At 57.7% G+C, this 26,242-nt stretch carries 24 protein-coding genes; 13 read left to right on the forward strand and 11 right to left on the reverse strand.

The genetic code is table 11. The features are described 5' to 3' along the window. Window positions 1-38: 38 nt before the first annotated feature. From IQ241_RS13885 to IQ241_RS13895, 3 genes are read right to left on the reverse strand one after another with little or no spacing between them, the layout of a single operon-like run. Window positions 39-1,439 carry a cobyrinate a,c-diamide synthase gene (locus IQ241_RS13885; RefSeq protein WP_193908158.1) on the reverse strand — a complete coding sequence of 467 codons (1,401 nt, stop codon included), beginning with the start codon at window positions 1,437-1,439 and terminating at the stop codon, window positions 39-41. Between the two features lies 1 nt (window position 1,440). Continuing rightward, entirely contained in the window at window positions 1,441-2,235 is a 795-nt protein-coding gene (locus IQ241_RS13890) for an ABC transporter permease (protein ID WP_193908159.1), read from the reverse strand. Then, window positions 2,225-3,166: an ABC transporter ATP-binding protein gene (locus tag IQ241_RS13895; protein ID WP_193908160.1), complete on the reverse strand. Its 942-nt coding sequence runs from the start codon at window positions 3,164-3,166 to the stop codon at window positions 2,225-2,227. The genes IQ241_RS13890 and IQ241_RS13895 overlap by 11 nt, the downstream gene beginning before the upstream one ends. 317 nt (window positions 3,167-3,483) lie before the next feature. Here IQ241_RS13895 and IQ241_RS13900 point away from each other — a divergent pair, with 317 nt between their 5' ends. After that, window positions 3,484-5,160 carry a ligand-binding sensor domain-containing protein gene (locus IQ241_RS13900; RefSeq protein ID WP_193908161.1) on the forward strand — a complete coding sequence of 559 codons (1,677 nt, stop codon included), beginning with the start codon at window positions 3,484-3,486 and terminating at the stop codon, window positions 5,158-5,160. Window positions 5,161-5,164: 4 nt separating this feature from the next. Here IQ241_RS13900 and IQ241_RS13905 read toward each other — a convergent pair whose 3' ends face one another. The 3 genes from IQ241_RS13905 to IQ241_RS13915 form a co-directional block, all read right to left on the reverse strand. Continuing rightward, window positions 5,165-5,749, reverse strand: a complete 585-nt coding sequence (locus IQ241_RS13905; protein ID WP_193908162.1) for a tetratricopeptide repeat protein — start codon at window positions 5,747-5,749, stop codon at window positions 5,165-5,167. A 339-nt stretch (window positions 5,750-6,088) separates the two neighbouring features. Then, window positions 6,089-6,535, reverse strand: a complete 447-nt coding sequence (locus IQ241_RS13910; protein ID WP_193908163.1) for a single-stranded DNA-binding protein — start codon at window positions 6,533-6,535, stop codon at window positions 6,089-6,091. Next, window positions 6,532-9,057, reverse strand: a complete 2,526-nt coding sequence (locus IQ241_RS13915; protein ID WP_193908164.1) for a mannose-1-phosphate guanyltransferase — start codon at window positions 9,055-9,057, stop codon at window positions 6,532-6,534. Before IQ241_RS13915 ends, IQ241_RS13910 begins: the two co-directional genes overlap by 4 nt. Before the next feature lie 566 nt (window positions 9,058-9,623). Between IQ241_RS13915 and IQ241_RS13920 the strand changes: the two genes are divergently transcribed. The 6 genes from IQ241_RS13920 (at window position 9,624) to IQ241_RS13945 (ending at window position 15,913) form a co-directional block, all read left to right on the forward strand. After that, a complete protein-coding gene (locus IQ241_RS13920; RefSeq protein ID WP_193908166.1) occupies window positions 9,624-10,310 on the forward strand; it encodes a class I SAM-dependent methyltransferase in 687 nt (228 codons plus the stop codon). 5 nt (window positions 10,311-10,315) lie between these two features. Next, complete coding sequence (locus IQ241_RS13925) at window positions 10,316-11,101, forward strand: cobalt-precorrin-6A reductase (RefSeq protein ID WP_193908168.1); 786 nt, start codon at window positions 10,316-10,318, stop codon at window positions 11,099-11,101. Window positions 11,102-11,386: 285 nt separating this feature from the next. Beyond that, window positions 11,387-12,853 (forward strand): PP2C family protein-serine/threonine phosphatase, encoded by a 1,467-nt coding sequence (locus IQ241_RS13930; RefSeq protein WP_193908169.1) that lies wholly within the window; start codon window positions 11,387-11,389, stop codon window positions 12,851-12,853. Window positions 12,854-12,955: 102 nt separating this feature from the next. Further along, window positions 12,956-13,246: a hypothetical protein gene (locus tag IQ241_RS13935; protein ID WP_228021705.1), complete on the forward strand. Its 291-nt coding sequence runs from the start codon at window positions 12,956-12,958 to the stop codon at window positions 13,244-13,246. Between the two features lie 47 nt (window positions 13,247-13,293). Continuing rightward, window positions 13,294-14,685, forward strand: coding sequence for an argininosuccinate lyase (gene argH, locus IQ241_RS13940; protein ID WP_193908171.1), 1,392 nt, complete (start codon window positions 13,294-13,296; stop codon window positions 14,683-14,685). 1 nt (window position 14,686) lies between these two features. Further along, window positions 14,687-15,913, forward strand: a complete 1,227-nt coding sequence (locus IQ241_RS13945) for a tetratricopeptide repeat protein (RefSeq protein WP_228021706.1) — start codon at window positions 14,687-14,689, stop codon at window positions 15,911-15,913. A 62-nt stretch (window positions 15,914-15,975) separates the two neighbouring features. Here the strand turns inward: IQ241_RS13945 and IQ241_RS13950 are convergent, their stop codons facing one another. The 4 genes from IQ241_RS13950 to panB all read right to left on the reverse strand — a co-directional run bounded on the left by IQ241_RS13950 (window position 15,976) and on the right by panB (window position 19,658). Then, window positions 15,976-16,443: a late competence development ComFB family protein gene (locus IQ241_RS13950; protein ID WP_193908173.1), complete on the reverse strand. Its 468-nt coding sequence runs from the start codon at window positions 16,441-16,443 to the stop codon at window positions 15,976-15,978. A 401-nt stretch (window positions 16,444-16,844) separates the two neighbouring features. After that, entirely contained in the window at window positions 16,845-17,501 is a 657-nt protein-coding gene (locus tag IQ241_RS13955) for an exopolysaccharide biosynthesis protein (protein ID WP_193908174.1), read from the reverse strand. Window positions 17,502-17,524: 23 nt separating this feature from the next. Beyond that, window positions 17,525-18,802, reverse strand: coding sequence for an adenosylhomocysteinase (ahcY, locus tag IQ241_RS13960; protein WP_193908176.1), 1,278 nt, complete (start codon window positions 18,800-18,802; stop codon window positions 17,525-17,527). 79 nt (window positions 18,803-18,881) lie between these two features. Further along, a complete protein-coding gene (gene panB, locus IQ241_RS13965; RefSeq protein WP_193908178.1) occupies window positions 18,882-19,658 on the reverse strand; it encodes a 3-methyl-2-oxobutanoate hydroxymethyltransferase in 777 nt (258 codons plus the stop codon). Window positions 19,659-20,103: 445 nt separating this feature from the next. On the opposite strand from panB, the gene IQ241_RS13970 reads away from it, so the two are divergent. The 6 genes from IQ241_RS13970 (at window position 20,104) to IQ241_RS13995 (ending at window position 24,848) form a co-directional block, all read left to right on the forward strand. Further along, window positions 20,104-21,534, forward strand: coding sequence for a form I ribulose bisphosphate carboxylase large subunit (locus IQ241_RS13970; RefSeq protein WP_193908180.1), 1,431 nt, complete (start codon window positions 20,104-20,106; stop codon window positions 21,532-21,534). A gap of 65 nt (window positions 21,535-21,599) precedes the next feature. Then, window positions 21,600-21,998, forward strand: a complete 399-nt coding sequence (gene rcbX, locus IQ241_RS13975) for a RuBisCO chaperone RbcX (RefSeq protein WP_193908182.1) — start codon at window positions 21,600-21,602, stop codon at window positions 21,996-21,998. A 67-nt stretch (window positions 21,999-22,065) separates the two neighbouring features. Then, complete coding sequence (locus IQ241_RS13980; RefSeq protein WP_193908184.1) at window positions 22,066-22,413, forward strand: ribulose bisphosphate carboxylase small subunit; 348 nt, start codon at window positions 22,066-22,068, stop codon at window positions 22,411-22,413. Window positions 22,414-22,750: 337 nt separating this feature from the next. After that, the gene (locus tag IQ241_RS13985; RefSeq protein ID WP_193908186.1) at window positions 22,751-23,026 is read left to right on the forward strand and encodes a hypothetical protein; all 276 of its coding nucleotides are present in this window, start codon (window positions 22,751-22,753) and stop codon (window positions 23,024-23,026) included. A gap of 153 nt (window positions 23,027-23,179) precedes the next feature. Further along, window positions 23,180-24,616 carry an NCS2 family permease gene (locus IQ241_RS13990; RefSeq protein WP_193908188.1) on the forward strand — a complete coding sequence of 479 codons (1,437 nt, stop codon included), beginning with the start codon at window positions 23,180-23,182 and terminating at the stop codon, window positions 24,614-24,616. A gap of 76 nt (window positions 24,617-24,692) precedes the next feature. Continuing rightward, on the forward strand, window positions 24,693-24,848 hold the full coding sequence (locus IQ241_RS13995) for a hypothetical protein (RefSeq protein ID WP_193908190.1): 156 nt from the start codon (window positions 24,693-24,695) through the stop codon (window positions 24,846-24,848). A 68-nt stretch (window positions 24,849-24,916) separates the two neighbouring features. On the opposite strand, the gene IQ241_RS14000 is transcribed toward IQ241_RS13995, so the two are convergent. Then, a partial coding sequence (locus IQ241_RS14000) for a DUF3370 domain-containing protein (protein WP_193908192.1) occupies window positions 24,917-26,242 on the reverse strand: 1,326 nt, incomplete at its 5' end.

Here is a 26,242-nt window from a genome sequence, read left to right on the forward strand (position 1 = left end):
TGATTAAATTGTTTGTTAGACAGTGCGTTACGCTAGCGCTAACGCACCCTACGGGGCTTTTCGCAGCGATATTGCCAGCAGCATTCGACAAATCTCCGCGCTAGTTCGGGTTTGTCGCCCCAGTGCAGATGAACGTAGGAGGCTTGCAGATGCGGCAGACACCAGCCCTCCGATCGCGGTTCCTGAGGCAGGTAGTATCGCTGCACCTGATACATCGGCTGGGTTAAGGGACCGACGGCCTGGGAATGATGAAATTCATGGCCGATGACGGTCTGGCCCCGCTTGAGTAAGGGACTGTCTGATTGTGCGACTGCACGGTGATAGCCCAGGGTGAGCTTAGACGCCATCTTGGCTTCAAGGGGCAGCGTGCCAACCATGGGCCAGGACTTTTCTGCAAGATCCGTTAGCGACTGGCTGAGGTACATCAGGCCGCCGCATTCAGCATAGGTGGGCATTCCCTGCGCGATCGCGTCCCTCACCACCCTAATCGCCCCCTGATTCTGAGCTAGTTCCAGTGCAAAAACCTCCGGGAAGCCACCGCCGAAGTAGAGTCCAGCTGTGTTATGCGGCAGAGAAGTATCAGATAGGGGACTCCACTCCACCAATTCAGCCCCTTGAGCAGCGAGCTGGTCTAGATTGTCGGGATAGTAGAAGCTGAAGGCGTTGTCGGTCGCGATCGCAATCCGAGGCTTCGGGTCAAGTTCTTTTTTGCCAGAGTCCTTTGGAACGAGAGAGGGCGGACATTCTGAACTCGCTGAATTTCCATTGCTCAGCCAGCGTTCTAGCTGGGACCAGTCAAAGGACCGTTTGCCCAGCTCAGCCAGCCGAACCGTGAGCGCTCCCAGGTTTTTGATCTCTGCGGTTGGCACCAGCCCCAGGTGGCGGTCGGGAATCTGAATCGTCGGCTCCCGTCGGAGCACGCCCAGGATGGGGACGCCGGTATCAGCTAGGGCCGCTTTGAGCAGGTCTAAATGGCGATCGCTGCCCACCCGATTCAGCACTACCCCGGCCAGCTTTAGGCGCGGATCGAAGCTGCGGTAGCCGTGGACGAGGGCGGCGAGCGATCGCGACATTCGAGCGCAGTCCACCACCAGCAGCACCGGTAGATTCAGCAGCCGGGCGATGTGGGCCGTACTCGCCGTATCGTCGATTCCCGAGGCACCGTCGAACAGACCCATGACGCCCTCAACCAGAGCATAGTCAGCATTCTGGCTATGAATCGTATAGCTGTGCCGAACATAGTCCTCAGAGGTCAATACCGGATCCAGGCTGTAACAAGGTCGCCCGGTCATCGCCCGGTGGAACATCGGGTCGATATAGTCAGGCCCAACTTTGAAGGACTGAACCCGGGCCGAGCGGCGGCTGAGGGCGGCGAGTAGGGCCAGGGTGGCGGTGGTTTTGCCGACGCCGCTGCGATCGCCGGCAACGATTAGGCCCATACTACTGCCACCGGGTGAGGATGACTTCGCGGCGAAACAGCCAGACGGTCAGCCAGAACAGGCCGCTATCCACCATAGCCAGAATCAGCACCCCCAGCAGCACCAGCGGCAGACTGATGTAGAGCCAGCCGCCCACGGTGCCCGTTCCCAGAAAAATCAGGGGTAACAGCAAAAAGGCCATAATCTGCTGGGCCACGCGTGGATCGTTGACCCGAGACGAAATGCAGAGGCCGCACAGCACCGACAGCAGCGCCATCAGCGGGCAGAGCAGCAGCATCGCCGCCAGCCAGGCCGGGCGGTAGGCATAGGCTGCGACGGTGGGAATAGTCACGACGCTGAGCCCCACCAAAATCAGGCCATAGGCTAGCCAGGTGGTGATGACGGCGGGCGAAATGGCTCCCAGCGCCTTGCCCAGCAGCAGCTCCAGGGTAGAGGTGGGGGTCGCCAGCAGCGGCTCTAGGGTTTTAGTTTGCTTTTCACTAATAATGCTGCTGGCGGCGATGTAGGCCGGTAGCGCCACGGCAATGGTCAGCAGAGTGACTAGCATCTGGTCATTCAGCTGCACCAGGAAAACCGCCAGCGGGGAAAGGCCACTCAGGGCTGCGGGAATGTCGATCTCGCCTAAGTCATCGGGGCTACTGCCCGCGTGCTGGGCCAGGGTCGCATTCAGACCAATGATGCCCAGCACCAGAATAATCGGTAAAACCGACATGGCCCAGAGAATGCTTTTAGACTGGCGAAATTCCATCCATTCCTTTTGCACAACAGCCCCGACTCGCCTGCGACTAATCCTCACGGCTGCCCTCCCGAGCCTGCGCTAGCAGATTGAAATAGACCGTTTCTAGCGACTGCTGATGTTCTTCGACAAACTGAATGTCTGCCCCAGCGGTCACCAGGGCGCGGATTAGTTCGGGATTGTTCTGCGGTGGGTCTTCGACCTGGAGGGTGAGGCTCTGCTCTGCCTGTTGGACGGCGTGAATGAATGGCAGCGATCGCACCTGAGCCAGTATTTTATCCGTGACGCTGGCCAATCGAACTGTGACGCTATTCCCATAGAGGGACTGGCGCAGCCCGGCGGGCGTATCGATGCGGATCAGCCGCTGCTGGAGAATGCCAATGCGATCGCAGAGCCGGTCGGCCTCATCCAGATTGTGCGTACAGATAAAAATGGTCCGCCCTTCGCCGCGCAGCTGCTGGATAAATTGGCGCACCACTTTCACCGATTCCGGGTCAAGGCCGCCGGTCGGTTCGTCCAAGAAGAGAATCGGCGGCTCGTGGAGGAGGGCGCGCGCGATCGCGAGTTTCTGCCGCATCCCCTTAGAAAAGCTACCCACCGGCTGCTGACGCTTTTCCCACAGACCTAGCAGGCTGAGATATTTCTCAATTTGTTTCGAGACCTCCTGCACGCCGTAAAGTCGGGCAAAGAACGTGAGATTTTCCACCGCGCTGAGTTTGGCGTAGAGGCCGGGGGTTTCTGTCAGGATGCCAATGCTTGACCGGATGCGCTCATTCTGGCTGCCAAGGGGATAGCCCGCCACCCAGCCCTGCCCGGCGCTTGGCGCAATCAGCGTACAGAGCATTCTTACCGTCGTAGTTTTACCGGCGCCGTTGGGACCCAGAAAGCCAAAGACCTCGCCCTGCTCGATGTGAAGGGTCAGGCTATCAACCGCTAGCCGCGACTGGCCTTTGGTGATGAACTGTTTGCTCAGTCCTTCGGCGTGGATCATGTTGGGGGAGAAGAGGGGAGAGGGAAGAGTAGGGGATGTTCGTGAAGCGTCGCCGTAGGCGTTAAGGGGTGATGGTAGGGATTTGGTTTCAAGCCCCTGTAGCCAGTTATTGGATAAAGGCCCGTTAGAGGGATAGGCTGGACGGGTGAGGTTTTTTAGGCCGTCTCGACTTCCATTCTAAGCGTCAAAGGTTTTGAGCCGAGGGGAACGCTAAGGGTGATGACGGTCGAAAATTCGGTTTGGTTCAACCTAGCATCGGCATTGGCTCTCGCTAGGATGAGAGCTGTAGCGGAGTCAGCTCGGAAAAATTTTATTTGATGAAATCAGCTACTGTCCTGGTCTGTCTTATTTCCCTACTAGCCGCCTGTCGTCCCGAGACTACGCCTTCTCAACCGCCTCAGTCTCAGCCGGAGAGTAACCCTGCGGCCAGCCAAACTGCCAATCCGCAAAACTGCCCTGAGGCTAGCCAGCCCCAGCCGCTGACCATACCTGAACAGGAATTTCCGCTTGACCAGTTCAACTTTCAGCCCCAGCAGATTGAGGCGGATGCGGATACCGTCACGTTTGAAACGCCCCATTACCGTTTTGTGTACTGTCGGGGCGATCGCGGTTGGAGCGTTGAGGCAGCAGCGCAGTCAGAACCTGCGTCCGTTTCCTACGAACAGAGCCTCAGGAACATCCAGGATCCTGATTACGAAACGATTGAAGTTAACGGTGAGACCTACCAGTATCGGGTGCGGCTGGAGGCGGAATGGCTCAACCAGCGGCTCGATCAGGCTGACGAGCAGACTGCTCCGCCACCAGAGCCGGACCCCAATCAAGAAAAAGTGATCTTTGAGCTGAAGCGACCCGACCAAACTGAACCGATTGCTCAGACCGTCTATACCCTAGCCGAGCTTAGAGCCGCAGATTTGGGGGCTAGCTTAGGATTGCCGCGGATGGGTGGGGTAGCTGCCGTGGGCGACAGTATTTGGTGGGCGATCGCGTTTGAGCATAGCGAAGGCGCCAGCGGCATAGCCAGCCTGCTGCGGTACGACATTCAGGAACAGGCGCTGACGCTCTTGCAACCTGAAGCATTGGAGCGCGAGCAGTTCACTGACCTGGTCGTAACCGGTGACCCGACCAAACCGACATTGTGGCTGGGGACGCAGCGCAGCGGCGAAGGCAATCCCACCTTGCCTGGGCAGGGGCTGGTCGCCTACCGTCCTGAGGGGAGTGGGGCAGAGGGTGGAGTGACAGCTTACACGGTGAGCAACAGTCCCTTAGTCGGGGCAATTCCCTATCGGCTACGGCTCGAAGCCGATAGGCTGTGGGTGGGAACGGGCAACGGCGTCTGCGAGCTGCAATGGCAGCGGGCCAACCAGCCTGACAGCTGGAACTGCTGGCGGTTTACGGCCCGGGCGGAGCTGCCGCCTGAAGGGGTGCCGCTCTATCCCAGCTCTCTGGCGGAAACGCCAGCAGAAACGCTGAATCAAGATACCGTCGAGGTGCTTTGGTTCGCCCGCACCGGCTCAGCGGCTGAGGGAGAGCTGCCGCCAGGTCGCTACGAAGTGGTCTACAGGCCAGGGTTTGAAGTTACCCTGGACGATCGCGGCGGTGAAGTCTGGCCTTTCTTAGCCGATACAAAGCAAAACCGCGATCGCGTTGCTCCCGACACGATTTGGTGGGCCGGGCGCGAATGGCATTGGAACGGCAGCCAATTTGTTCGAGGTTTAGACGAGGTGTCGCTGAACTATGTTGGGGGCGGGCCGCACGGAATTGAGTCGAGTACCTATACCGCTGACTATTTAGCCAATCACTATGCTCTGCGAGGCGCTTTTGAGCTGATGGCGCTATCGGCCAATCGCACCCAGGTCCGCCACTACTCGGGCTGGGTGGAAGCGGACGCGATCGCGCCTTACCCCACCGTCGTTCCCCATTCGCCGCCGGCCCAGCCGAAACCGAATCCGCTCGTTGCGATCGCGCCTGAGCTACCTGAAGAGCAGCGCCCGTAGGGCGCTATCGGACGACCGCTGGGAACTGGGGATGAGTTCGTAGGGCAGCCAGGTCGGGATCCTGGCGAGCAACTTCTCTGAACCGGTCTGCACCCGTCGCTAAGGCCCGCTGCAGAAAGTCCAAACCGGCTAGATAGTTACCCTGTCGAGCGTAGCAGCAGGCTTTGCTGTATAGGGCATCCGCATTGTCAGGCTGAAGTACCAGTATCCGATCTAAGTTTTTGAGCGCTTCCTCATACTGAGCCGAGCGAAACAGCGCCTGACTGATGCCAAACCAGGCAGAAATGTCTTCTGCATTCAGTTCGGAGGCGCGGGTGAAAGCCGCGATCGCGGCCTCATAGCGCTTCATCTTGAGCAGAATCCTGCCTTTCAGAATCCAGGCTTTGGCCCGGTCTGGGCTGAGCTGAGTGACCCGATTGGCGGAATCCAGCGCCTCCTGCTCGCGGTGCAGCTTCAACAGCACGCGACTGCGCTGCTGGAGCGCATCCGGATCTTCAGGCAAAGCGACCAGGGTCTGATCCAGCTCGGTCAGGAGCTCGGTCAGCTCGGTTTTAGATAGGGGGTCTGAGGGGACCAGATCGGGGGACAATCTGGACGGTTTGCTCTGGCTCACGGGGGGTACGACGACAATCAGGATGAATTAAACTAATTTAAAAGCGGTCTTGAAAAAAACAAGAACCCAGAGGCTTATTTCTGGAGGCACCGAAGCCACCGCCGACGCGCTCAATTGCAGACTGAAAGCGTCTATTAGCTACAGGTTATCGGACTGGGCTAAGCATTTTTACGGACAGAACCCAATCTGGTTGAGAATTTTACTTTTCGGGCAAAATTACCAGGCAGTGATGAAGCCAGCAGCCCCTGAACTTAAAAGGCCGAGAGATTGGTGTCAATCTCTCGGCCCGTTATTCAAAGATTGCTGAAGACCCTTTTAGAACGGAATTTCGTCGTAATCGGTCGCTTCGGCTGGGCTGCTGGTGGCTGGGACCGGAGTCTGGGCGGCGGCCGGAGCCGCCTGGGTAGAGATGCTAGCCGTGGGGGCGGCGGCGGCCGTATCTAGGGTCAGCGATTGGAGCGCTGACAGGCCGTATATCCGCCGTACCGTCAGCTCTGCCCGTTTTTCCTTAAAGCCTTCAGGCCGGTCAACGCTATCCATTTTTAAGCGGCCTTCCAGGACGACGCGATCGCCTTCTTTGTAACCTTCCTGAATTTCCTGAGCCAGATTGCCCCAGCCGATTGCCTTCAGCTGGCTGGGCGGATCGTCTGACCGCAGGCCCGGGAACTGGATGATAAATTCGGCAATCGGCGTTTGGCTGTCTGAGGTATAGCGCAGCTGAGGAGCCTTGACGATTTCAGCCATTAAAACGCAGTGGTTCATGATGCTTCTTTGATTCCTTGCTCTTTCTCGATAAAAGACTGCACCCGCTGACGATATTCCTGGAGATGCTGATCGACCCAGTCGCGGTCATCGCTGTTGGCAAAGATATGCACCAAGGGCTCGCCCGCATCCGGCAAGATCAGCACCCAGCTCTGACGCGCCCGGTCTACCACTTTGACGCCGTCAATCAGCTCTAGGTCATCGGCTGGGTGAGTTTCTACAAGATAGCGCATGAGCGCTCCCTTGACTGTCCAGGGGCAGCGAATGGTTTGCACGCGATGGGATACGCGCGGCAGCTCACCCCAGATCTGACCCAGCGATCGCTCCTGGATCAGCAGCATCTCAATCAACTTGGCAATGCAGAACATGGCGTCAAAGCCAGGATGCAGCTGGGGAAAGATAAAGCCCATATCGCCGCTGCCGCCGAGCACTACGTTGTTATTGGTGTGGCAGGCTTCCATCAGCGCCGTAGGATTGGCCTTCGTGCGAATCACCTGGCCATCGTGACGGTGGGCAATCTGCTCAATTGCACCCGAGGCATGAACCGGGACGACAATCGTTCCTCGTGGCTGAGCCGTAAGGATCATATGGGTCATCAGTGCAGTCAGCGTCTCTCCCCGAATCGGACTACCGACTTCGTCCACCAGAATCAGCTGCTCACCATTGGCCGTGACCTGCACCCCAAAGGTGGCCTGCAGCGCCTGTACAACCTGCCCCAGCTGCCCCAGCAGCACTTCCCGCTCGTCCGCCGAGGGCGCTGTGGCCGAAAGGCTGGCATTCAGTACGACCGCATCACAGCCAAATTTGCCGAGCAAAATGGGCAGTACCGCTCCCGATACCGCATAGCCATAGTCGATGACGACCTTGGATTTGCTACTGCGAATCGACTCGACGTTCAGCCGCTTTTCAAAGGCGGTGGCGTAGGTCTCGACCAGTCGGGTGGGGTAGGTGACGGTACCGATTTCGTGGATCTGCGATCGCCGCAGGTCCTCTTTGAAGTAAGCCCCTTCAATCTTTTTCTCTTTGCCCTTGGGAATGTCAATTCCCTTCTCGTTGAAAAACTCAATCAGCAGGTAATTCGTGCGGTCAGGATGGAGCCGTACATGAATCCCGCCCGCCACCTCAAGCGTCGGCAACACCGCCCTAGCCACTGGGATAGCCGTTGCTTCTAAGTTCTGAACGTTGATCCCGACCGACATCAGCCCGGCAATTAGCGATCGCGATACCATCCGCGAAATGCTGCGCTGATCGCGGGAGACGGTGACATGGGCACCTGGCTTTAGCGTGGAGCCATAGGCCGCGCCCAGCTTCACGGCAAACTCGGGCGTGATGTCAATATTCGCCAGGCCGGCTACGCCCCGCTGGCCAAACAGATTGCGCTGGGCCGTGTTGCCCCAAATTAAGTTGATATTGAGGGTCGCGCCTGACTCAATAATTTTGCTCGGCCACACGCGCACGCCGGGGCTAATTTGAGCTTCCTCACCCACGGTCGAGAGGGCGCCGACCACCGCGCCTTCCAAGACATGCGACCGGCGGTCAACTCGCGTACCGCGGGAAATGATGCAGGCGCGTAGGTGGGTTTCTTCGCCGATGATGGCCCCGTTCCAAATAATCGGCCGCTTCAGGTCAGCGTCGCTGCCGATGGTCACATTGTCACCAATCACGGTGCCTGGCTCCAGCACAGCCCGCGGCCCAATCCGGCAGTTATTGCCGATTAGAACGGGGGGATGAATTTTAGCGGTTGGATCGATGTAGGTATTCTGGCCAACGTAGAGCCCCTCGCGCTGCTCAGGATAGGCATAGTCCACCAGGACTTTGCCAGCCATAGCGTCATAGTGGGCCTCGCGGTAGGCGTCGAGGTGGCCGACGTCGCACCAGTAGCCATCGGCGACATAGCCATACATGGGCTCGCCCTTCTCCAGCAGCAGCGGAAAGAAGTCCTTCGAAAAATCTTGCTCGATGCCGGCCGGCAGATAGTCGAGCATCTCGGGCTCAAGAATATAGGTGCCCGTGTTCACCGTGTCTGAAAAAATTTCGCTAGTCGAGGGCTTTTCCAAAAATCGCACGACCCGATTCTCATCATCAGTGATCACGACACCAAACTCAATCGGGTTGGGAACTCGGGTTAGCACCATGGTTGCCTTAGCGCCCTTCTCCCGGTGAAAGCGCAGCGCTTCTTGAAGGTCAAAATCGGTGATGCTGTCGCCGCTGATGACGAGGAACGTATCGTCGAGCAGTTCGGCAATATTCTTGACACAGCCGGCGGTGCCCAGGGGCTGATCTTCCTCAACGGCATAGGTCATCTGCACGCCAAAGTCTTCGCCGTCCTGAAAATAGTCCCGCATCACGTCGGGCAGATAGTAGAGGGTGGCGATGACCTCGGTAATGTTGTTACGCCTCAGCAGATTGACGATGTGCTCTGCAATCGGGCGATTGAGCACGGGAACCATCGGCTTCGGCAGATCACAGGTCAGCGGTCTGAGTCTTGTTCCGGAACCACCAGCCATGAGTACTGCGCGCATAATTCCTCCTTTATCCTTCTTTTTCATCAAGCAGCTTTAGTAAGCAGGGAGACAGCGACCGCTTTCGCGGCCAACAAGCTCCCAGATCATTAGATCAATTTAAATATTGCCAACCCAGCGGTAGGCTATTTTGACTAAAGGCCCACGATCATTCTATAGGAACAGCACCAGAACAGGATTTTTGCAGCGACCCGGCCACTGTAACTGACGACTTTGGCTGATAATCCTGGGCCGGCTTGGGGGGCAATTTGCTAGCCTACAGACAGACTGGCAAACATACCAGCTTGCTTTAGTTTGGTACGATGTGGCTGACGTATTTGAGCAGGGAGTTAGAACGAAATGGGTGGTTTCATTGGATTACTCGTTTTAGCGGTTTACGGATATGGAGCCTGGCGCTTCTGGCGAGGGTTTAACCGAACCAGTTTCAGCCAAGGTAAAGTTTATTTAACTTTTCTCTGGCCGTTTTTTGTGATTGGCAGCAAGTCCTACCGGCAGAACTTTTCCAAGACGCTGAAGGGCTCCTAGCTGGCCTCGCGTCAGGTTTATAGCCCTTTCATTGGATTCCCATGCAGTTTCAATCCTCTCCCTGGCAGCCCATGATTCAGGCGGCGACCCAACGCTTCAATCGCGAATACGGCGGTCAGCCCTTCGACCTGCCAGCTGAAGTGGAAGCCATGGAGGTGTTTCGAGATTGGACCGCGGGCACGCTCACCTCGCGGATTGCCTCGCCGTTCTGGCAGCTGGCTCAGCCGCGTAAGCAGCAGCGCTGTCTGGACCTGGGCTGCGGCTTTAGCTTTTTAATTTACGATTGGCGGGAATGGCAGGCGCTATTTTACGGTCAGGACGTCAGCCCAATTGCCGTAGAAACCCTGCGCCAGCGCGGCCCCCAGCTCAACTCCAAGCTATTTAAATCGGTCGTTCAGCGGCCCGCCCATCAGCTGGACTATGGCGATCTGCGCTTTGACCTGGCGATCGCGACCGGCTTTAGCTGCTACTACCCGCTGGACTACTGGCAAACGGTCCTGGACGCGGTGAAACGCGTGCTCAAGCCCGAGGGCTTTTTAGTCTTCGACGTGATCGATCCCGAGCAGCCCCTGGCCGAAAATTGGGCCATTTTGGAAACCTATTTGGGAGCGGAAGTCTTTCTCACAGACCTGGCCGACTGGCGAGCTCTAATCCGGCAGGCTGGCGCTCAGGTCGTGAAGCAGCAGGAGGGCGATCCCTTCCATTTATATAAGATTCGGTTCGGCTAGGGCCGGTGAGTCAGCCTGGAGGCTCACGGCTGTGGCTGATTGGCGGAACGCGGGAGAGCGCTGAGCTAGCCCGCGCGATCGCGAACCGTCAACTCCCCTGTCTGATTACCGTCACGACGCCAGCCGCGCAGTCCCTCTATCCCGACAGCGCATTTCTGGAAGTCCGGGTCGGTCGGCTGGGGGAAGCAACCATCGGCTCTTTCCTCCAGCAGGCCCAAGTCAGTCACATCCTGGACGCTTCCCATCCTTTCGCCAGCGCCATTTCAGCGCTCGCGATCGCGGCGGCCGAGCGCTGGCAGCTGCCCTACCTGCGCTACCAGCGGCCCGAGCTAGCCCCGCCCCAAAGTCCTCAGGTCGTCCTGACATCCCTGGAATCTTTGCTCAGCAGCGACCTGCTAAGCCAGCAGCGGGTACTGCTAACCCTGGGCTATCGCTGGCTGCATCAGTTTCAGCCCTGGCATGGCCAGTCTCAGCTCTATGCTCGGATTCTGCCTTCCCCCGAGGCGCTGGCGGCCGCGATCGCGGCAGGCTTCACCGCCAAAACCCTAATTGCCCTACGCCCGCCCCTTTCCCTAGAGCTAGAAAAAGCCCTGTGGCAGCAGTGGCAAATCACCACCGTCGTCACCAAAGCCTCGGGAAAAGCCGGCGGAGAAGATATCAAGCGCCAGCTGGCCGAACAGCTCAGAGTGCGGCTAATCCTGATCGAGCGGCCCGCGGTCAACTACCCGCAGCAGACCTCGAATATCGCGATCGCCCTCCGCTTCTGCCAAAACCCCACCCCCCACATCTAAATCCCTACTCATCTACCTGCATAGGGCATGGCAACCATGCCCCTACCCATCGACCCATCCACCCCCTACCCATCGACCCGTCTTGACTCTAGGCCAATAAGTGCTATGGTATGGCTACTTTGAATCTGCCAGCCACGCCAGCAGCCACGCCAGGGCAAGTCCCAGCGCAGAATTCCATAAAAAATAATTGATTAATTCAAGTCGGGCGACAAGGGCATATCATGAATTCTGCAAAAGCGATAGAGTGTAGGCGCTCGCTGGCAACTATCGGTGACCGAGACTCCTATGCCGTCTAGGCCGACCCCTCCGTTTAATCCGATGTCGGGTAGACCCGTCCCTGGCGACACGCCTGTGTTTGCGCTGAAGGAGCTGGTTTCGCGGCTGCAGCGAGAGCAGTATAAAATTCAGGATTTGCTTAGCTCGCTGGGGTTTGCGCTGCGCAGCCTCAACAACATCAACCAGTTTCTAGAGCTCATCCCGATGATTGCCAGTCGCGTTACCGACGCTTCTGGCGGGGCATTGGTGCTGTTTCATCCCGATGGGCAGCTGCGGCTAGAGCGGCTCTATTGCTCAGAAGACAGCGACTGTCAGACCATTCGCTTTGCGCTGGAGTCGGCCACCCATCAGATCACAGCCTCCCTGGCGGCAGCGGGGGGAACCGTCCAAGCTGCTCGCGGCACCCTGCAGATTCTGGACCAGCGGGTAAATCGCTATCTCGGCCCAGATGTACAGCTGTTTGGCACGGCGATTATTGTGCAGAAGGCAGCCCGGGGGCGACTCTACATTTTTAGTCAGGATTCCGGCTATACCTGGACGGAGACGCGGCAAAAGCTGGCGCGGCTGGTTGCCGATCAGACCGCTGTCGCGATCGAGAATGATGAGCTGACGGTTGAGCTACGCAAGAAAGAGCGGCTGGATCGCGAACTTGAGCTCGGGGCCGAGATTCAAGCCCAGCTGCTGCCGCGACAATGTCCCCAAATTGAAGGGGTAGACCTAGCGGCGCGCTGCCTGACGGCGAGCAAGGTCGGCGGTGACTACTACGATTTCATTCCAACTAACTATGAGCAGCTGCGGGCTCCCCAATCTGAAACCTCTGCCAATCGGCCCTGGAGCTTTGCCATCGGCGATGTGATGGGGAAGGGCGTGCCAGCCGGACTGATGATGACGATGCTGCGAGGTATGCTGCGAACTGAGGTCCTCAACGGGCATTCGCCCGGGCACATCCTCCAGCATCTGAACTGGGTCATGCATACCGACCTAGAAAATTCCCATCGCTTTGTCACCCTGTTTTACTCCGAATACAACCCGAAGACCCAGATGTTAGCCTACGGAAATGCGGCCCATAATCCGCCGCTGCTCTGGCAGGCCGCGACGAACACGGTGACCCGTCTCGATACGGACGGAATGCTGCTGGGCCTAGATATTGAGACTCAGTATCAAGAAAACCAGGTACAGCTGCGACCCGGTGATACCGTCATCTACTACACAGACGGATTTACCGATGCAGCCAACGCTCGGGGCGATCGCTTCGATGAAGAAAATCTGGTTGAAGCAGTCCGCTGGGCCTGCCGCAACCGTGATAAAGCTCAGGAAATTTTAACTTACCTATTTGAAATGCTCCAGCATTTTGTCGGTGCCGATCGCAGCTCAGGCGACGACACGACCCTAATCGTCATGCGGATTACTCAGCCAGCTGAGTTTCGCCAGCTTTCGACTCGGGCAACGGACCGGCTGGGAGCGTCAGAAAATTAGGGCAAAATGGCCTTGCCCGGTTGCAAAAAATCTGTTAGAAGCCGGGTCTTAGCGGGGAATCTTGATAGGTATCGTCCCTAAACGGCTTTAGCCGTTCATCCTATGCAACCTATGCCGCTGTCTATGCCGAATATCGACGCTGAGCTGTCGGGACTTCCACTCTTCCAAGTTTTACCTGCCGAACCGTCTACCGCGATCGCGTTCACCCCTAGTTTTTTCAGCCAAGACGCGCAAAGCTTAGTCACGACGCCTATTATCGGTCAGTATTTTGACCAAGACCTGTTTGGTACGGTCGGTGAAATGCTCCATACTTTTGTAGAATCGGGTCAGGTTTGGGCGCTGCTAGCTGGGACTGTGTTTGGATATATGGTCCGCAGTCTGACCACCTATTAAGTCTGCTGGCGGCGCCGCGATCTATCCTGTCCTATCCGAGGCCCGCCGTGAGCACCCCGTCCAACTCAACCTGGAGCCAGCGCTTTGAGTCGGCGCTGCATCCTACCATTGCTCACTTTAACGCCAGCATTGACTTTGACATAGCGCTCTTGGAGCATGACCTGACAGGGTCCCAGGCCCATGCGCAAATGCTGGGCAAAACCGGGATCATTTCGGCTGCCGAGAGTGAGCAGCTGGTGCAGGGGCTGGAGACGATTCGCACCGAATACCGACAGGGCCAGTTTCAGCCCGGCGTCGAGGCCGAGGATGTCCACTTTGCCGTGGAGCGGCGGCTGACTGAGCTGGTCGGCGATGTCGGCAAAAAACTGCATACGGCGAGATCGCGCAATGATCAGGTGGGCACCGACGTGCGGCTGTATCTGCGCGACCAGATTGAGCAAATCCGCCAGCATATCCGCGCCTTTCAGCAGGCCCTGCTAACCCTGGCTGAGGCCCATGTCGAAACCCTAATCCCCGGCTATACCCACCTCCAGCGAGCCCAGCCGCTGAGCCTGGCCCACCACCTGCTCGCTTACTTTGAGATGGCCCAGCGCGACTGGGAGCGGCTGGGTGACGTGGCCCGGCGGGTGAACATCTCACCGCTCGGCTGCGGCGCACTGGCGGGGACGCCCTTCCCAATCGACCGCCAGTTCACGGCAGAAAAGCTGGGGTTTGCCAGCGTCTATGGCAATAGCTTGGACGGGGTCAGCGATCGCGACTTTGCGATTGAGTTTGCCAGCGCCGCCAGCCTGATTATGGTGCATCTATCGCGACTGGCCGAAGAGGTAATCTTCTGGGCTTCGGAGGAATTTCGGTTTGTCACCCTGGGCGACAGCTGCTCCACCGGCTCCAGCATCATGCCCCAGAAAAAGAATCCCGACGTGCCCGAGCTGGTGCGGGGTAAAACCGGGCGCGTCTTCGGCCACCTGCAGGGCCTGCTGGTGATGATGAAGGGGCTGCCGCTGGCCTACAACAAGGATTTGCAGGAAGATAAGGAAGCTCTGTTTGACACGGTGCGAACGGTGACCGGCTGCCTGGAAGCGATGACGATTCTACTCCAGGAGGGCCTGACCTTCCGGCCCCAGCGGCTGACCGCAGCGGTCTCAGAGGATTTCTCTAACGCCACCGACGTCGCGGACTACCTGGCGGCGAAGGGCGTTCCGTTCCGGGAAGCCTATAACCTGGTCGGCAAGGTTGTGAAGACCTCGCTGGCGGCTAATAAACTGCTGAAAGACCTGACCTTGGATGAATGGCAGACGCTGCACCCCGGCTTTGAAGCAGATATCTATGCCGCGATCGCGCCTGCTCAGGTCGTCGCGGCTCGCAATAGCGAAGGCGGCACCGGTTTTGACCAGGTGCGGCTGGCCTTGAAGCGATCTCGCCAGCGGCTAGAGTCCTGAAATGACAACCATAAGCCTCTGCATGATTGTTAGAAATGAGGCGGTCAACCTGCCGGGCTGCCTGGCCAGCGTCGCTGATCTGATGGATGAGGTCGTCATCCTGGACACGGGCTCTACCGATGACACCACCGCCATCGCTGCCGAAGCCGGGGCTCGGATCTATTCTCATGTCTGGCAGGATGACTTTGCTGCGGCCCGCAATGCCGCCCTAGCAAAGGTGACTCAGGACTGGGTGCTGGTGCTCGACGCCGATGAAACCCTGACTCCGGCAGGGCGGCAGCTGATTCAATCGCTGAGGCAGTCATCTATTATTCAGGGTCATGACCTCAATAGGCTGCTGGTGATCACCCTGCTGCGCCATGAAATTGGCGCGAAGCAGTCTCCCTACACCCAGGTCTCTCGCCTGTTCCGCCATCATCCTGCGCTGCAGTTTACCCGCCCCTACCATGAGACCATCGACGATAGCGCTGAAGCGTTGATGGCGCAGCATTCCCAATGGCAGGTGGCGCAGCTGGCGACCGTAGCCATCAATCATACGGGCTACCAGGCCGACCCGATCGCCGTCCAGGCTAAATTTGAGCGGGCGCAGCGCTGCCTGGAACGACAGCTCACAGCGCATCCTGACGACACCTATACCGCAAACAAGCTAGGCGCGCTCTACGGGCAGCAGGGAGATTGGCTAAAGGGGGTGCAGCTGCTACAGCAGGCGTTGGCCAACGCGCCTGAACCACCTGACGCAATTACCCGCTCCGAACTGCACTACCACCTAGGGTTGGGCTATCGTCAGCTGGGACAATTTGAGGCTGCATCCGAGCACTATCAACGGTCGTTCGCGCTCCCCATCCCAGATCTGCTCAAGCTTGAAGCGCATATTAATCTGGGCAGTTTATTAAAAGGGCAAAATGATCTGACGGCTGCCCTTGAGCAGTTTCAGACAGCAGCTCAGATTGATCCGAACAGCGCGATCGCGCATTACAACCTGGGCGTCACCTACCGGGCTCTGGGCCAGCTACCGGCGGCAGTTGCGGCCTATGAAACCGCGATCGCCTGCGACCCGACCTATGCCGACGCCCACCTGAACTTAGGCAGCGCTCTATTCAAGCTGGGTCGCCTGTCTGCCAGCAAGGCCGCCTTTGAACAGGCGATTCAGCTCTATCAGCAGACTGAGCCGGCAGCCGCCCAGCGACTGCGGCAGAAACTACAGGGCCTGGGCCTAAGGCTCGACTAGCGACAGTAGCGCGGGTCTTCCCAATCCGGTTCGGACATGGTTTCCCAAGGGATGACGTTACCTTAAGTGCCGGGTTGGCGTTTATTGGGAGTAGCCATGCGCTCAGGATGGTTCCAGGGCAGCAGGATGCGCTTGCACTGGGTTAAAATCTCTTCCCAGGAGAGGTTGGGCTGGCCCAGCAAACCGCGAAAAGTATTGAGAATAGCTTCGGACTCTTCTTTTTGTAGTACCGAGAGTGGCTGTGACGCGCGAATTGGATCGATTTGGACAGCGGCGATCCCCTGGCGTACCGCATTGGCAATCGCCGAACTGTGAGCTTTGCGGGCTATTTCGTACTGGCACTGCCAGCCCTTTTCACTGGAGGCGTAAAGCGCAGGCAGGCGATTGAGCGCAAAGGTTTCGACCTCAGCAGCTTTGACATAGCTTTGCAAGCGCGGCGGCAGTTGGGCCAGCTGCTGCTCAACCTCTTGTATGACCAGCGTTTCCATGACGTTGGTATAGACTCTCTCCGATATCGGCTCAACTTTCATCTTGTATTCCCCCTTTGGTCAGCTCACTGCTGGCCGTGTTCTTGATTAAGTAACGGTCTGGTTTGCACAATGCAATGCACTTAGGGCGCTGTAGTAGCCAGGCTAAATACGCACAGGCCGATCGGGCTAGCTTAATACCATTCGTGAAAACTATCCATGACCTTGAGCCTCACTCTATTCATAAGTTACCCAGATTGGCGAACGTAGATGGCAATCCTGAGAGAATCTGTAGAGAATTCTTTTTTAACAGAGAATTCTTTTTTAACGCTAACCCTATTGAACTCAGCGTAACTAAGGCCTTTATCGATGCCTACGGTCTGAGCCTGTCCATCATCCAATCCATAAGGTTTTGACAAAACCCTTCATGAAAGCAAAATCTAGGCGCAACCGGTCTTCCGCGGCTAAAAAACGGTATTTCTGACAAATTCGATGCCCTGCTTCACGGCCTCATAGCCAAATCGCAGAATCAGGAAAGTTAGGGTGCCGCCCATGGCGCAGAGGACCAGGCCCGCCAGGCTAATCGCGCCGTCGTCATCGAGCAGGCCAAAGCCGGTGACGAAGATGCCGATCGCCGGTAGGGTATTGGTGCCGGGGATGGGAACCATCATCGAGATCGACATCAGCGCGATCGCAGTCCCAATCACAATCCGCCCCAAGCGACTGGTGCAGACCGGCGTCAGGCGGGGTCGCGAGACGGTCTCAATCCGCTGCAGCCAGGGGATGCCCTTAGTAATAAAGCCCTTCACCGTCTTCCGGTCAAAGCCGCGCTGACGCCAATTTTTGGGGAACCAGGGCTGCTCGGCCCCGGCGATCAGCTGCACCGCCAGCAGCAGCATGACGATGCCAAAAGGTACCGAGTAGCCAGGAGCCGGTACCGGCAGAGCCGAGGGCAGGGCCAGCAGCACGAAGAGAAAGCCAAAGGTGCGCTCCCCCGCCAGCTCTAGAATTTCCGCCAGCGTCACCCGATTGACCGGGGCAGCCGCGATCGCGGCCTCCGTCGCGGGCAATTCATCAACCGCTAGAAAATAGCGCTGAAGCTCTGCCGATAGCTTGGCCATAGGATATTTTCCCTAAGTTACCCCTAAGTTCCCATGGACCAGGAATTCATGTAAACCTGCTGCTCTGCGGTGAGGATGTCGATCTCGATGCCCATCGCCTTGAGCTTGAGGCTGGCAATCTCCTGATCCACCTCGGTGGGAATCGAATGCAGGCCCGGTTCCAGGCTGCCTTTGTTTTTCACCAGGTATTCGCAGGCCAGGGCCTGGTTGGCAAAGCTCATATCCATCACGGCGCTGGGGTGGCCTTCGGCAGCGGCCAGATTGACCAGACGGCCCTCGCCCAAGACAATAATCGACTTACCGCTCTTAAGCCGATATTCCTCGGTCGAGGGCCGCACCGGGCGGATTTCCTCGGCCATCTCCTTCAGCGCCACCAGGTCCAGCTCGATGTCGAAATGGCCCGAGTTGCAGATAATCGCGCCGTCGCGCATGGTCTCAAAATGCTCGCCTCGGATCACGTGCTTATTCCCCGTCACCGTGATGAAGAGGTTACCCAGGGTTGCGGCAGCGGCCATCGGCATCACCCGGAAGCCGTCCATCGTCGCCTCGATTGCTTTCACCGGATTGACTTCGGTGACGATTACGTTCGCGCCCAGTCCCCGCGCTCGCATCGCCACACCCTTGGCGCACCAACCATAGCCCACGACGACTACGGTTTTGCCAGCCAGCAAAATGTTAGTCGCTCGAATCACGCCATCTAGGGTCGATTGGCCCGTACCGTAGCGATTGTCAAAGAAATGCTTGGTATCGGCGTCGTTGACGTTCATCGCCGGGAAGGTGAGCACGCCGTCTTTAAACATGGCCCGCAGCCGTACAATTCCGGTGGTCGTTTCCTCGGTCGTGCCGATCACTTCGCTGAGCTGGTCCTGCCGCTCTTTCACCAGGGTGGCAACGACGTCGCTGCCGTCGTCGATGATGATGTTGGGGCGATGGTCGAGCGCGGTCTGCACATGGCGGTGATAGGTGTCGTTGTCTTCGCCCTTAATCGCATAGACCGGGATGCCGTGATCGACCACCAGGCTAGCGGCGACGTCATCCTGAGTGGAAAGCGGGTTGCTGGCAATCAGGATGGCATCAGCGCCACCGGCTTTGAGCGCGATCGCCAAATGAGCCGTCTCCGTCGTCACGTGGCAGCAGGCCGCAATCCGAATTCCCGCCAGCGGCTTTTCAGTGGCAAAGCGATCTCGAATCTGCGCCAGCACGGGCATCTCTCGGCCCGCCCAGGTAATCCGCTGCTGACCCTGCTGGGCTAGGCTGGTATCTTTAATATCTGACTTGGGTAGGGTGGGCGTTGCGGTCATAGGTCTCCTAACAGGCGTGCTTGCATGGGCGAATCTACCCTAGCTAGCTTAATCGCAGTTTTGGCCAGATGCTAGCGATTTAAGGAAAAGTCTGGGTTCTAACGTCCTCGCAGAATTGCTGCGCCGCTTCAATCGCCTGCTGCCGTAGGTTGACATAGGTTTTGGCAAAGGGGGGCTGCCAGTCAGAAAGGCCCCAGACGTCGGAGGTCACTAGCACCTGGCCGTCGCAGAAAGGCCCCGCGCCAATACCGATGGTCGGAATCGTCAGCGTTTGGCTAATCTGCTGAGCCAGCTTGGCCGGGATATGCTCTAACACGATAGAGAACGCGCCTGCCTTTTCTAGCGCGATCGCTTCTGCTAAAATCCGTTCCGCTTCGTCGTCGGACTTGCCCTGCTGGCGAAAGCCGCCAAACTGGTGATAGGACTGCGGCGTCAGGCCGACATGGCCCATCACCGGGATGCCCGCCTGGACAAGAAAGGCGATGGTGGTCGCGATCGCCTCGTAGCCGCCTTCCAGCTTCACCGCCTGCGCCCCGGTTTCCTTCAGCGCTCGCCCCGCTGCCAGCATAGCCGCTTGCGGGCTGACCTGATAGCTCAAGAAGGGTAGATCTACGACCATCAGCGCCTGCTTGACGCCGCGCCGGACGGCTTTGGCATGGTGCAAAATCTCTTCCAGGGTCAGCGGCAGCGTCGTCTCATAGCCCAGCACCGGCATCGCCAGAGAATCGCCCACCAGCACCAGATCGGCCCCGGCCGCATCGACCATTTGGGCAGACAGAAAGTCCCAGGCGGTGAGCACCGCGATCGGGCGGCCTTCCTGCTTCCACTGAGCAAACTTATGAATCGTGATCGCCATGGCCAATCTCACAGAGGGGCTTGCTGCCAGGATAGCAACTGGCTCGTTAGCTCATCGGTATTCCACCCGACCTGCCCGCCCCAGTTCCCCAGCTGTTACATGACTTAAGAAATCGAAATTCATCTCAACCCAAATTTATAACTTTTAGTTATGTAAATATACAGATCTTCTAAAAGAGACCTTATCAAAAGGCTGGTAGTATTCTGAAAGGCGTAGGTTTTTAAAGAAATATCTAAACCTAAGTCAGAGCAGTCATTTCAACAGTTGCGGCAGGCGTTTGCGATGGCGCTGCGGCTCTCAGCTTGGGACTCCTCTGAACCTTCATCTGCTGGGCGCGGGTTGCTTCGCCGGTCCTCGTCAGTCTTTTTAGCCTGGGGGGCAGCAGCAGGAGTTCGTTACACCATCGTTTTATTCAATCGTTCGATTCACAGGAAAAGGGAGAGATATGTCTTACTCTCAGTCATCGACTCAGTCGAGTGCTGGATACAAAGCCGGGGTACAGGATTATCGGCTGACTTACTACACGCCAGACTATACCCCCAAAGATACTGACCTGCTAGCGGCTTTCCGCATGACGCCGCAGCCCGGCGTGCCGCCGGAAGAAGCGGGTGCAGCCGTTGCGGCAGAGTCCTCGACAGGCACCTGGACCACCGTCTGGACTGACCTGCTGACCGACCTAGACCGCTATAAGGGTCGCTGCTACGATATCGAGCCGGTTCAGGGCGAAGACAATCAGTACATCTGCTACGTCGCCTACCCCCTGGACCTGTTTGAGGAAGGCTCGGTTACTAACATGCTGACCTCGATTGTGGGTAACGTATTTGGCTTTAAAGCCCTGCGCGCCCTGCGGCTTGAGGATCTGCGGATTCCCGTTGCCTACCTCAAGACCTTCCAAGGGCCGCCCCATGGCATTCAGGTTGAGCGGGACAAAATCAACAAGTACGGTCGTCCCCTGCTCGGCTGTACGATCAAGCCTAAGCTGGGCCTGTCGGCGAAGAACTACGGTCGGGCGGTCTATGAGTGCCTGCGCGGCGGTCTGGACTTCACCAAGGATGATGAGAATATCAACTCTCAGCCCTTCCAGCGGTGGCGCGATCGCTTCCTATTCGTCGCTGACGCCATTCACAAGTCCCAGGCTGAGACCGGCGAAATCAAGGGCCACTACCTGAACGTCACCGCCGCCACCTGCGAAGAGATGCTGAAGCGGGCCGAGTTCGCCAAAGAGCTCGAAATGCCCATCGTCATGCACGATTTCCTGACGGCTGGCTTTACCGCCAATACCACCCTATCTAAATGGTGCCGCGACAACGGTCTGCTGCTGCACATCCACCGGGCCATGCACGCGGTAATTGACCGGCAGAAGAACCACGGCATGCACTTCCGGGTGCTGGCCAAGTGCCTGCGGATGTCCGGCGGTGACCACATTCACACCGGTACGGTAGTCGGTAAGCTAGAGGGCGATCGCGGTGCGACCCTGGGCTTCGTAGACCTGCTGCGGGAGAACTACGTCGAGCAGGACAAGTCTCGCGGCATCTACTTCTCGCAGGACTGGGCCTCGATGGGCGGCGTCATGGCCGTGGCCTCCGGCGGTATTCACGTGTGGCACATGCCCGCGCTGGTGGAAATCTTCGGCGATGACTCCGTTCTCCAGTTCGGCGGTGGCACCCTAGGACACCCCTGGGGCAACGCACCGGGCGCAACCGCGAACCGGGTGGCGCTGGAAGCCTGCGTTCAGGCTCGGAACGAGGGCCGCAACCTGGCTCGTGAAGGTGGCGACATCATCCGTGAAGCCTGCAAGTGGTCGCCTGAGCTCCAGGCCGCCTGCGAACTCTGGAAAGAGATCAAGTTCGAGTTCGAGACGATGGATACCATCTAGGCTCGGTTCTCAGTCGGTTTCAAACAGATCGGTTGCTCTGCGTTTAGCCCTGCGATTTGGCCCCCATGGATCTCAAGCAAATAGCCAAGGATACAGCCAATGTTCTCTCTAGCTATTTGACCTTTCAGGCCGTGCGCACGGTGCTTAACCAGCTCAGGGAAACCGATCTGCCCCGCTTCTACTGGTTCAACGATTTCTCTACTCGGGAAAGCCTCCAGAATGGCGAAGCGTATCTAGAGCGGCTGATGCAGGCACAGCCAGACCTGGCTCTGCGGATTATGACCGTGCGCCAGCATCTGGCTGAAGAGATTACCGAGTTTTTGCCCGAAATGGTGCAGACCGGTATCCAGCATGCCAACATAGAGCACCGCAAGCGCCATCTGGAAAAAATTACCCAGATGAGTTCCGAAGAGCTGACGGCGGGCGTGGAAAGAACCGATGGAGACGATCCAGAACTCGAATAGGTCCTGCTTTGAACCCAAAGCAGCTGACCGCATCAACTGCTGTAAACCTCTCACCCGTGATTGATAAATGAAAACCCTGCCAAAAGAGCGCCGTTACGAAACCCTCTCCTACCTTCCCCCGCTGACTGACGCCCAGATCGAGAAGCAGATCAACTACATTCTCAAGATGGGCTTTATCCCCGCGATTGAGTTCAACGAAACCTCTGAGCCAGAAGTCTACTACTGGACGCTGTGGAAGCTGCCGCTGTTCAACGCCAACAATACCCGCGACGTCCTAGATGAAATCCAGGCCTGCCGCTCGGAGTACGGCAACTGCTATATCCGCGTGGTCGGCTTTGACAACGTGAAGCAGTGCCAGATCCTCAGCTTCATCGTTCACAAGCCGGGCAGCAATAGCGGCGGCTATCGCTATTAGGTCAGCTGGCCGGAGCGGCTCACCCTGTGGGAAGAGCAAGCTCTAGATCCCCCAGCCCCTTCTCCCCGCTTGGGAGAAGGAGGAACAGATTGTAAAATTTATTGGGTCAAGAGCAGTTGCCCAACTCAAAATCCTTCTCCCGTTCTGGGAGAAGGATTTAGGATGAGGGCGATTCGTTTGTGCCTAAGTTAGGGAAGCTTTTTCCAGCCTCCCTAACTCAGGTTTTGTTATGGAATCCTAAAGTTTGGCTTAAAAACTCACGGCCTCGAACAGGAATGCGGCTTAAAATTGTAGTAGCTGTTACTGAAATCACTACTACAATTTGCATTGCCAGGCCATGAACAGTCCACACTCCTACCTGCCCGATTCCTATTCGCCCGGTTCCCAGCCGCTTAGTTCCAGCTCAGCCTATCGTCCCGCCCGGCTGGGGCAGGGTTTTCAAGTTCTATGGCGCGGATTTAGCCGCTTTATGGCTGACGATAGGCAGCCGCTCTACCCCCTCAGCCAGCTCACCCATCAGCAGCTTTGCTACCTGCGGGCGCGACGGATTTATTACTTTCTGCCGCTCGATCAGCAGCGGGCCTGGTTAGAAAAAATTTATCACCAGTCTTAGTTGAAGTGAGCTGAAGCGGTAATTCGTGTATTCGGCTACAAACCTTACCCGCTTCCCCCGATACTTTCAAACATAGGTCCTAAAGATGCTGTGAAAGCAAGCGCAGCCGCTCTTTACCGACTGTTGTGATAGCGACTTAATGCCCGGGGGAATATGAATCAAAGCCAGGTAGACGATCCGCACACCCGGCCGTCGGGGCCGCCGCCGCCGCAGTACGAGGGCTGGCAAGCCAAAGTCGCCGACTACTTTAACTTTTCCGACTACCGGACTAATTTTCGCGCTGAGATCGTAGCCGGGCTGACCACCTTCATGACCATGGCCTACATCCTGGTCGTCCACCCGCTAATTTTGTCGGACGCGGTTTTCGTGAACGAGTCGGGTGACCTGTTTCAGGAGCTGGTGGTGGTCACCGGCATCTCTGCCGCGATTGGCAGCCTGATTATGGGGCTCTATGCCAAATATCCCTTTGTCCAAGCTCCTGGCATGGGCACGAATGCTTTCTTTGCCTATTCGGTGGTGCTGGGTTTGGGCATCAGCTGGCAGACGGCCCTGGCGGCAGTCTTTATTGAGGGTCTGATCTTCATTGCCCTGACCGTGACCGATGTACGGCGTCATTTGATCACGGCAGTTCCCGGCGCAATCAAGGCGGCGACGACGGTGGGGATCGGTCTGTTTTTGGCCTATATTGGCCTGTCTGGCAATACGGAAACCGGCGGGGCCGGTCTGATTGTGGCCAGCGATGCCACGAAGACGGCCTTTGGCAGCTTTGCGGAACCAGCGACGCTGCTGGCGGCCTTTGGGATTTTGCTGTCCTCCTTCTTTATCGTCCGTCGGATTAAGGGAGCACTGCTCTGGGGAATCGCTGGCACAGCAATCCTCGGCTGGGTTCTGGGCGTGACAGCAGCACCCACCGAAATCGCAAAAATTCCGCCCTTTCCCAGTACGCTATTCGGCGCGGCCTTTTCCGGTCTAGCGGGAATTAACGCCGGTAATCTGATCGACTTTCTGGCGGTGCTGCTGGTATTTCTCTTTGTAGACCTATTCGACACCATTGGCACCTTGACCGGCGTGGGTACGCAGGCGGGCTATATCGATGAGAATGGAGAGCTACCCCGGGCGAATCAGGCGCTGTCAGCAGACGCGATCGCGACCACCACCGGCGCTATCCTCGGCACCTCCACCGTCACCACCTTTGCCGAATCGGCGGCGGGCATTGCCGAAGGTGGGCGCACCGGGCTGACGGCGGTTGTCGCCGCAGTGATGTTCATCATCGCGCTGCTGTTTGTGCCAATTTTTTCGGCAGTGCCAGCCTATGCCACGGCTCCAGCCCTGCTGATTGTAGGCGTGCTGATGATGTCCAGCGTCACCGGCATTCGCTGGGCCGACCTGACGGAATCGATTCCGGCCTTTGCCACGATTTTCTTCATTCCCCTGGGCTTTTCGATTGCCGAAGGGCTGGCGCTGGGGCTGATCCTCTATCCGTTCACGAAGCTGGTCAGCGGCAGAGCCAAAGAAGTGCCGGTCGTCACCTGGATTCTGGCGGTTCTGTTTATCGCCCGATTTATCTTTACCACCCTACGGTTTGGCTAGGTGCCCCCGATGGATTCCTTCATCCGGGCGATTCCCAAAGCCGAGCTGCATATTCATGTAGAGCTTTGCCAACTCAATGGCGGAGCATAACCTCAAGCAGCTGATGGACAGGGGCCTCTGCATCACCGTCAATTCTGACGATCCGGCCTACTTTGGCGGCTGTCGCCGAGAATTTTCAGGCGGTGCAGACGGCGCTAGAGCTGAGCCAGCAGGATATTTACCGGCTGGCTAAGAACTCATTCGAAGCTACATTCCTGAATTCGAATGAAAAGCAGGCACTGATTGCCGAACTCGATCAGTTTATGGCGACTGCTGAGTCTGCACCGTAATCACCTGAGGTGGGGTGGAGTCGGGGGGGTAGAGTAGGTCAACTTCAACCGTGCGGCTAGTTTGGGGAGCGATCGTCAGCGTTGCCAGCGGATCGCCTAGCTGGCCGCGTCGCTGCACCAGGTGATAATTGACAATGCGCGGCAACCCCCGGTCATCCTGATAGCGCACCTGAACCGGCCCGCGAAAGAACATCTGCTGGGCGGGCGGCGTCAGAAATCGCAGTCCTTCACCCGTTAGCAGGTCTTCCTTAATCGGCGTTTCAAGCGCTACGGTGACGGTTTGGGGCTGGTCGGTCGGATTGTAGAGCGGCAGGGTCAGGCTGTACTGAATGCCATAGTTGCCGTGGGCCTGGTAGGCGGTGTCGGGATAGCGCACCAGCAGCGGCGCGCTTTGATTTTGGTTCGTTCCCAACCTGCCGCCGGGTAGCAGGCTGATGCCGTAGGAAAAGGCTTCGCCCCCAGCCGGGATAGTCAGCCTATCCGTGACTGGACTATCGGTGAGGGTAGCCTGCCATTCTGACCCCTGGGCGACTCCAGCGACTCTACCGTAAATCAGCGGACTGGCATTGCTATCAGGCGGGGTGGGGGCGCGATCTCGCGGTCCCGCCAAACCACTGTCATCCAACAAGGTTTGCCAATCCTCTAGTGAGGGGGCTTCTTCCCCATCTGCGGTCTCCACGGCAGGGCGAGCCAGGCTGGCGAGATAGACCGGCCCACTGCTGCGCAGCCTAAGTAAAGTGGAGCGGCCATTGATCGGTGGATCTAGCGATCGCACCGGAATTGGCTGATTCAGCAACATCGCGCTTTCGCCCGGCGGAATCACCAGCTGGCCCGGTAGCTCAGCCTGGCGTTCTCCCCGCAAAATATCTCCCATTACCCGGCTGCCCGGCCCGGCAAAAATCGGATAGAACGGGCCAAAGCTCTCCCTGTCTGGCAGCTCTATAAAGGGCGCGTCGGGCTGGCTGAGATAGCTTGCACCGGCCAGAACATCCACAGCCACAGGCTGGCTGCCGGGATTGTAAACCAAAATTCCCAGGTACAGGCTAGTTAGCTGCTCCGGCGTCTCGGCCTTGTAAACGTGGTGAGCGAATACATCAAACCGTCCGTCAAAGGGCAAATTCAGATGGGCCTCGGGGACGGCTTTGCCCTCGGGCGGAAAGGTCGAGAGCAGAATTCCCGGGGTGCCGATTAGCTCGGGACTGTTGCTGTTGAAGACGGGGATATCGTCGAGCTGGGCCGGTAGAGATCGGACGGTTTGGGGGCGGATAATTTCGACCGGTTCGGCGGTGGGTGGGGA

It is taken from the genome of Vasconcelosia minhoensis LEGE 07310 (assembly GCF_015207255.1).
GTDB lineage: Bacteria > Cyanobacteriota > Cyanobacteriia > Phormidesmidales > Phormidesmidaceae > Vasconcelosia > Vasconcelosia minhoensis.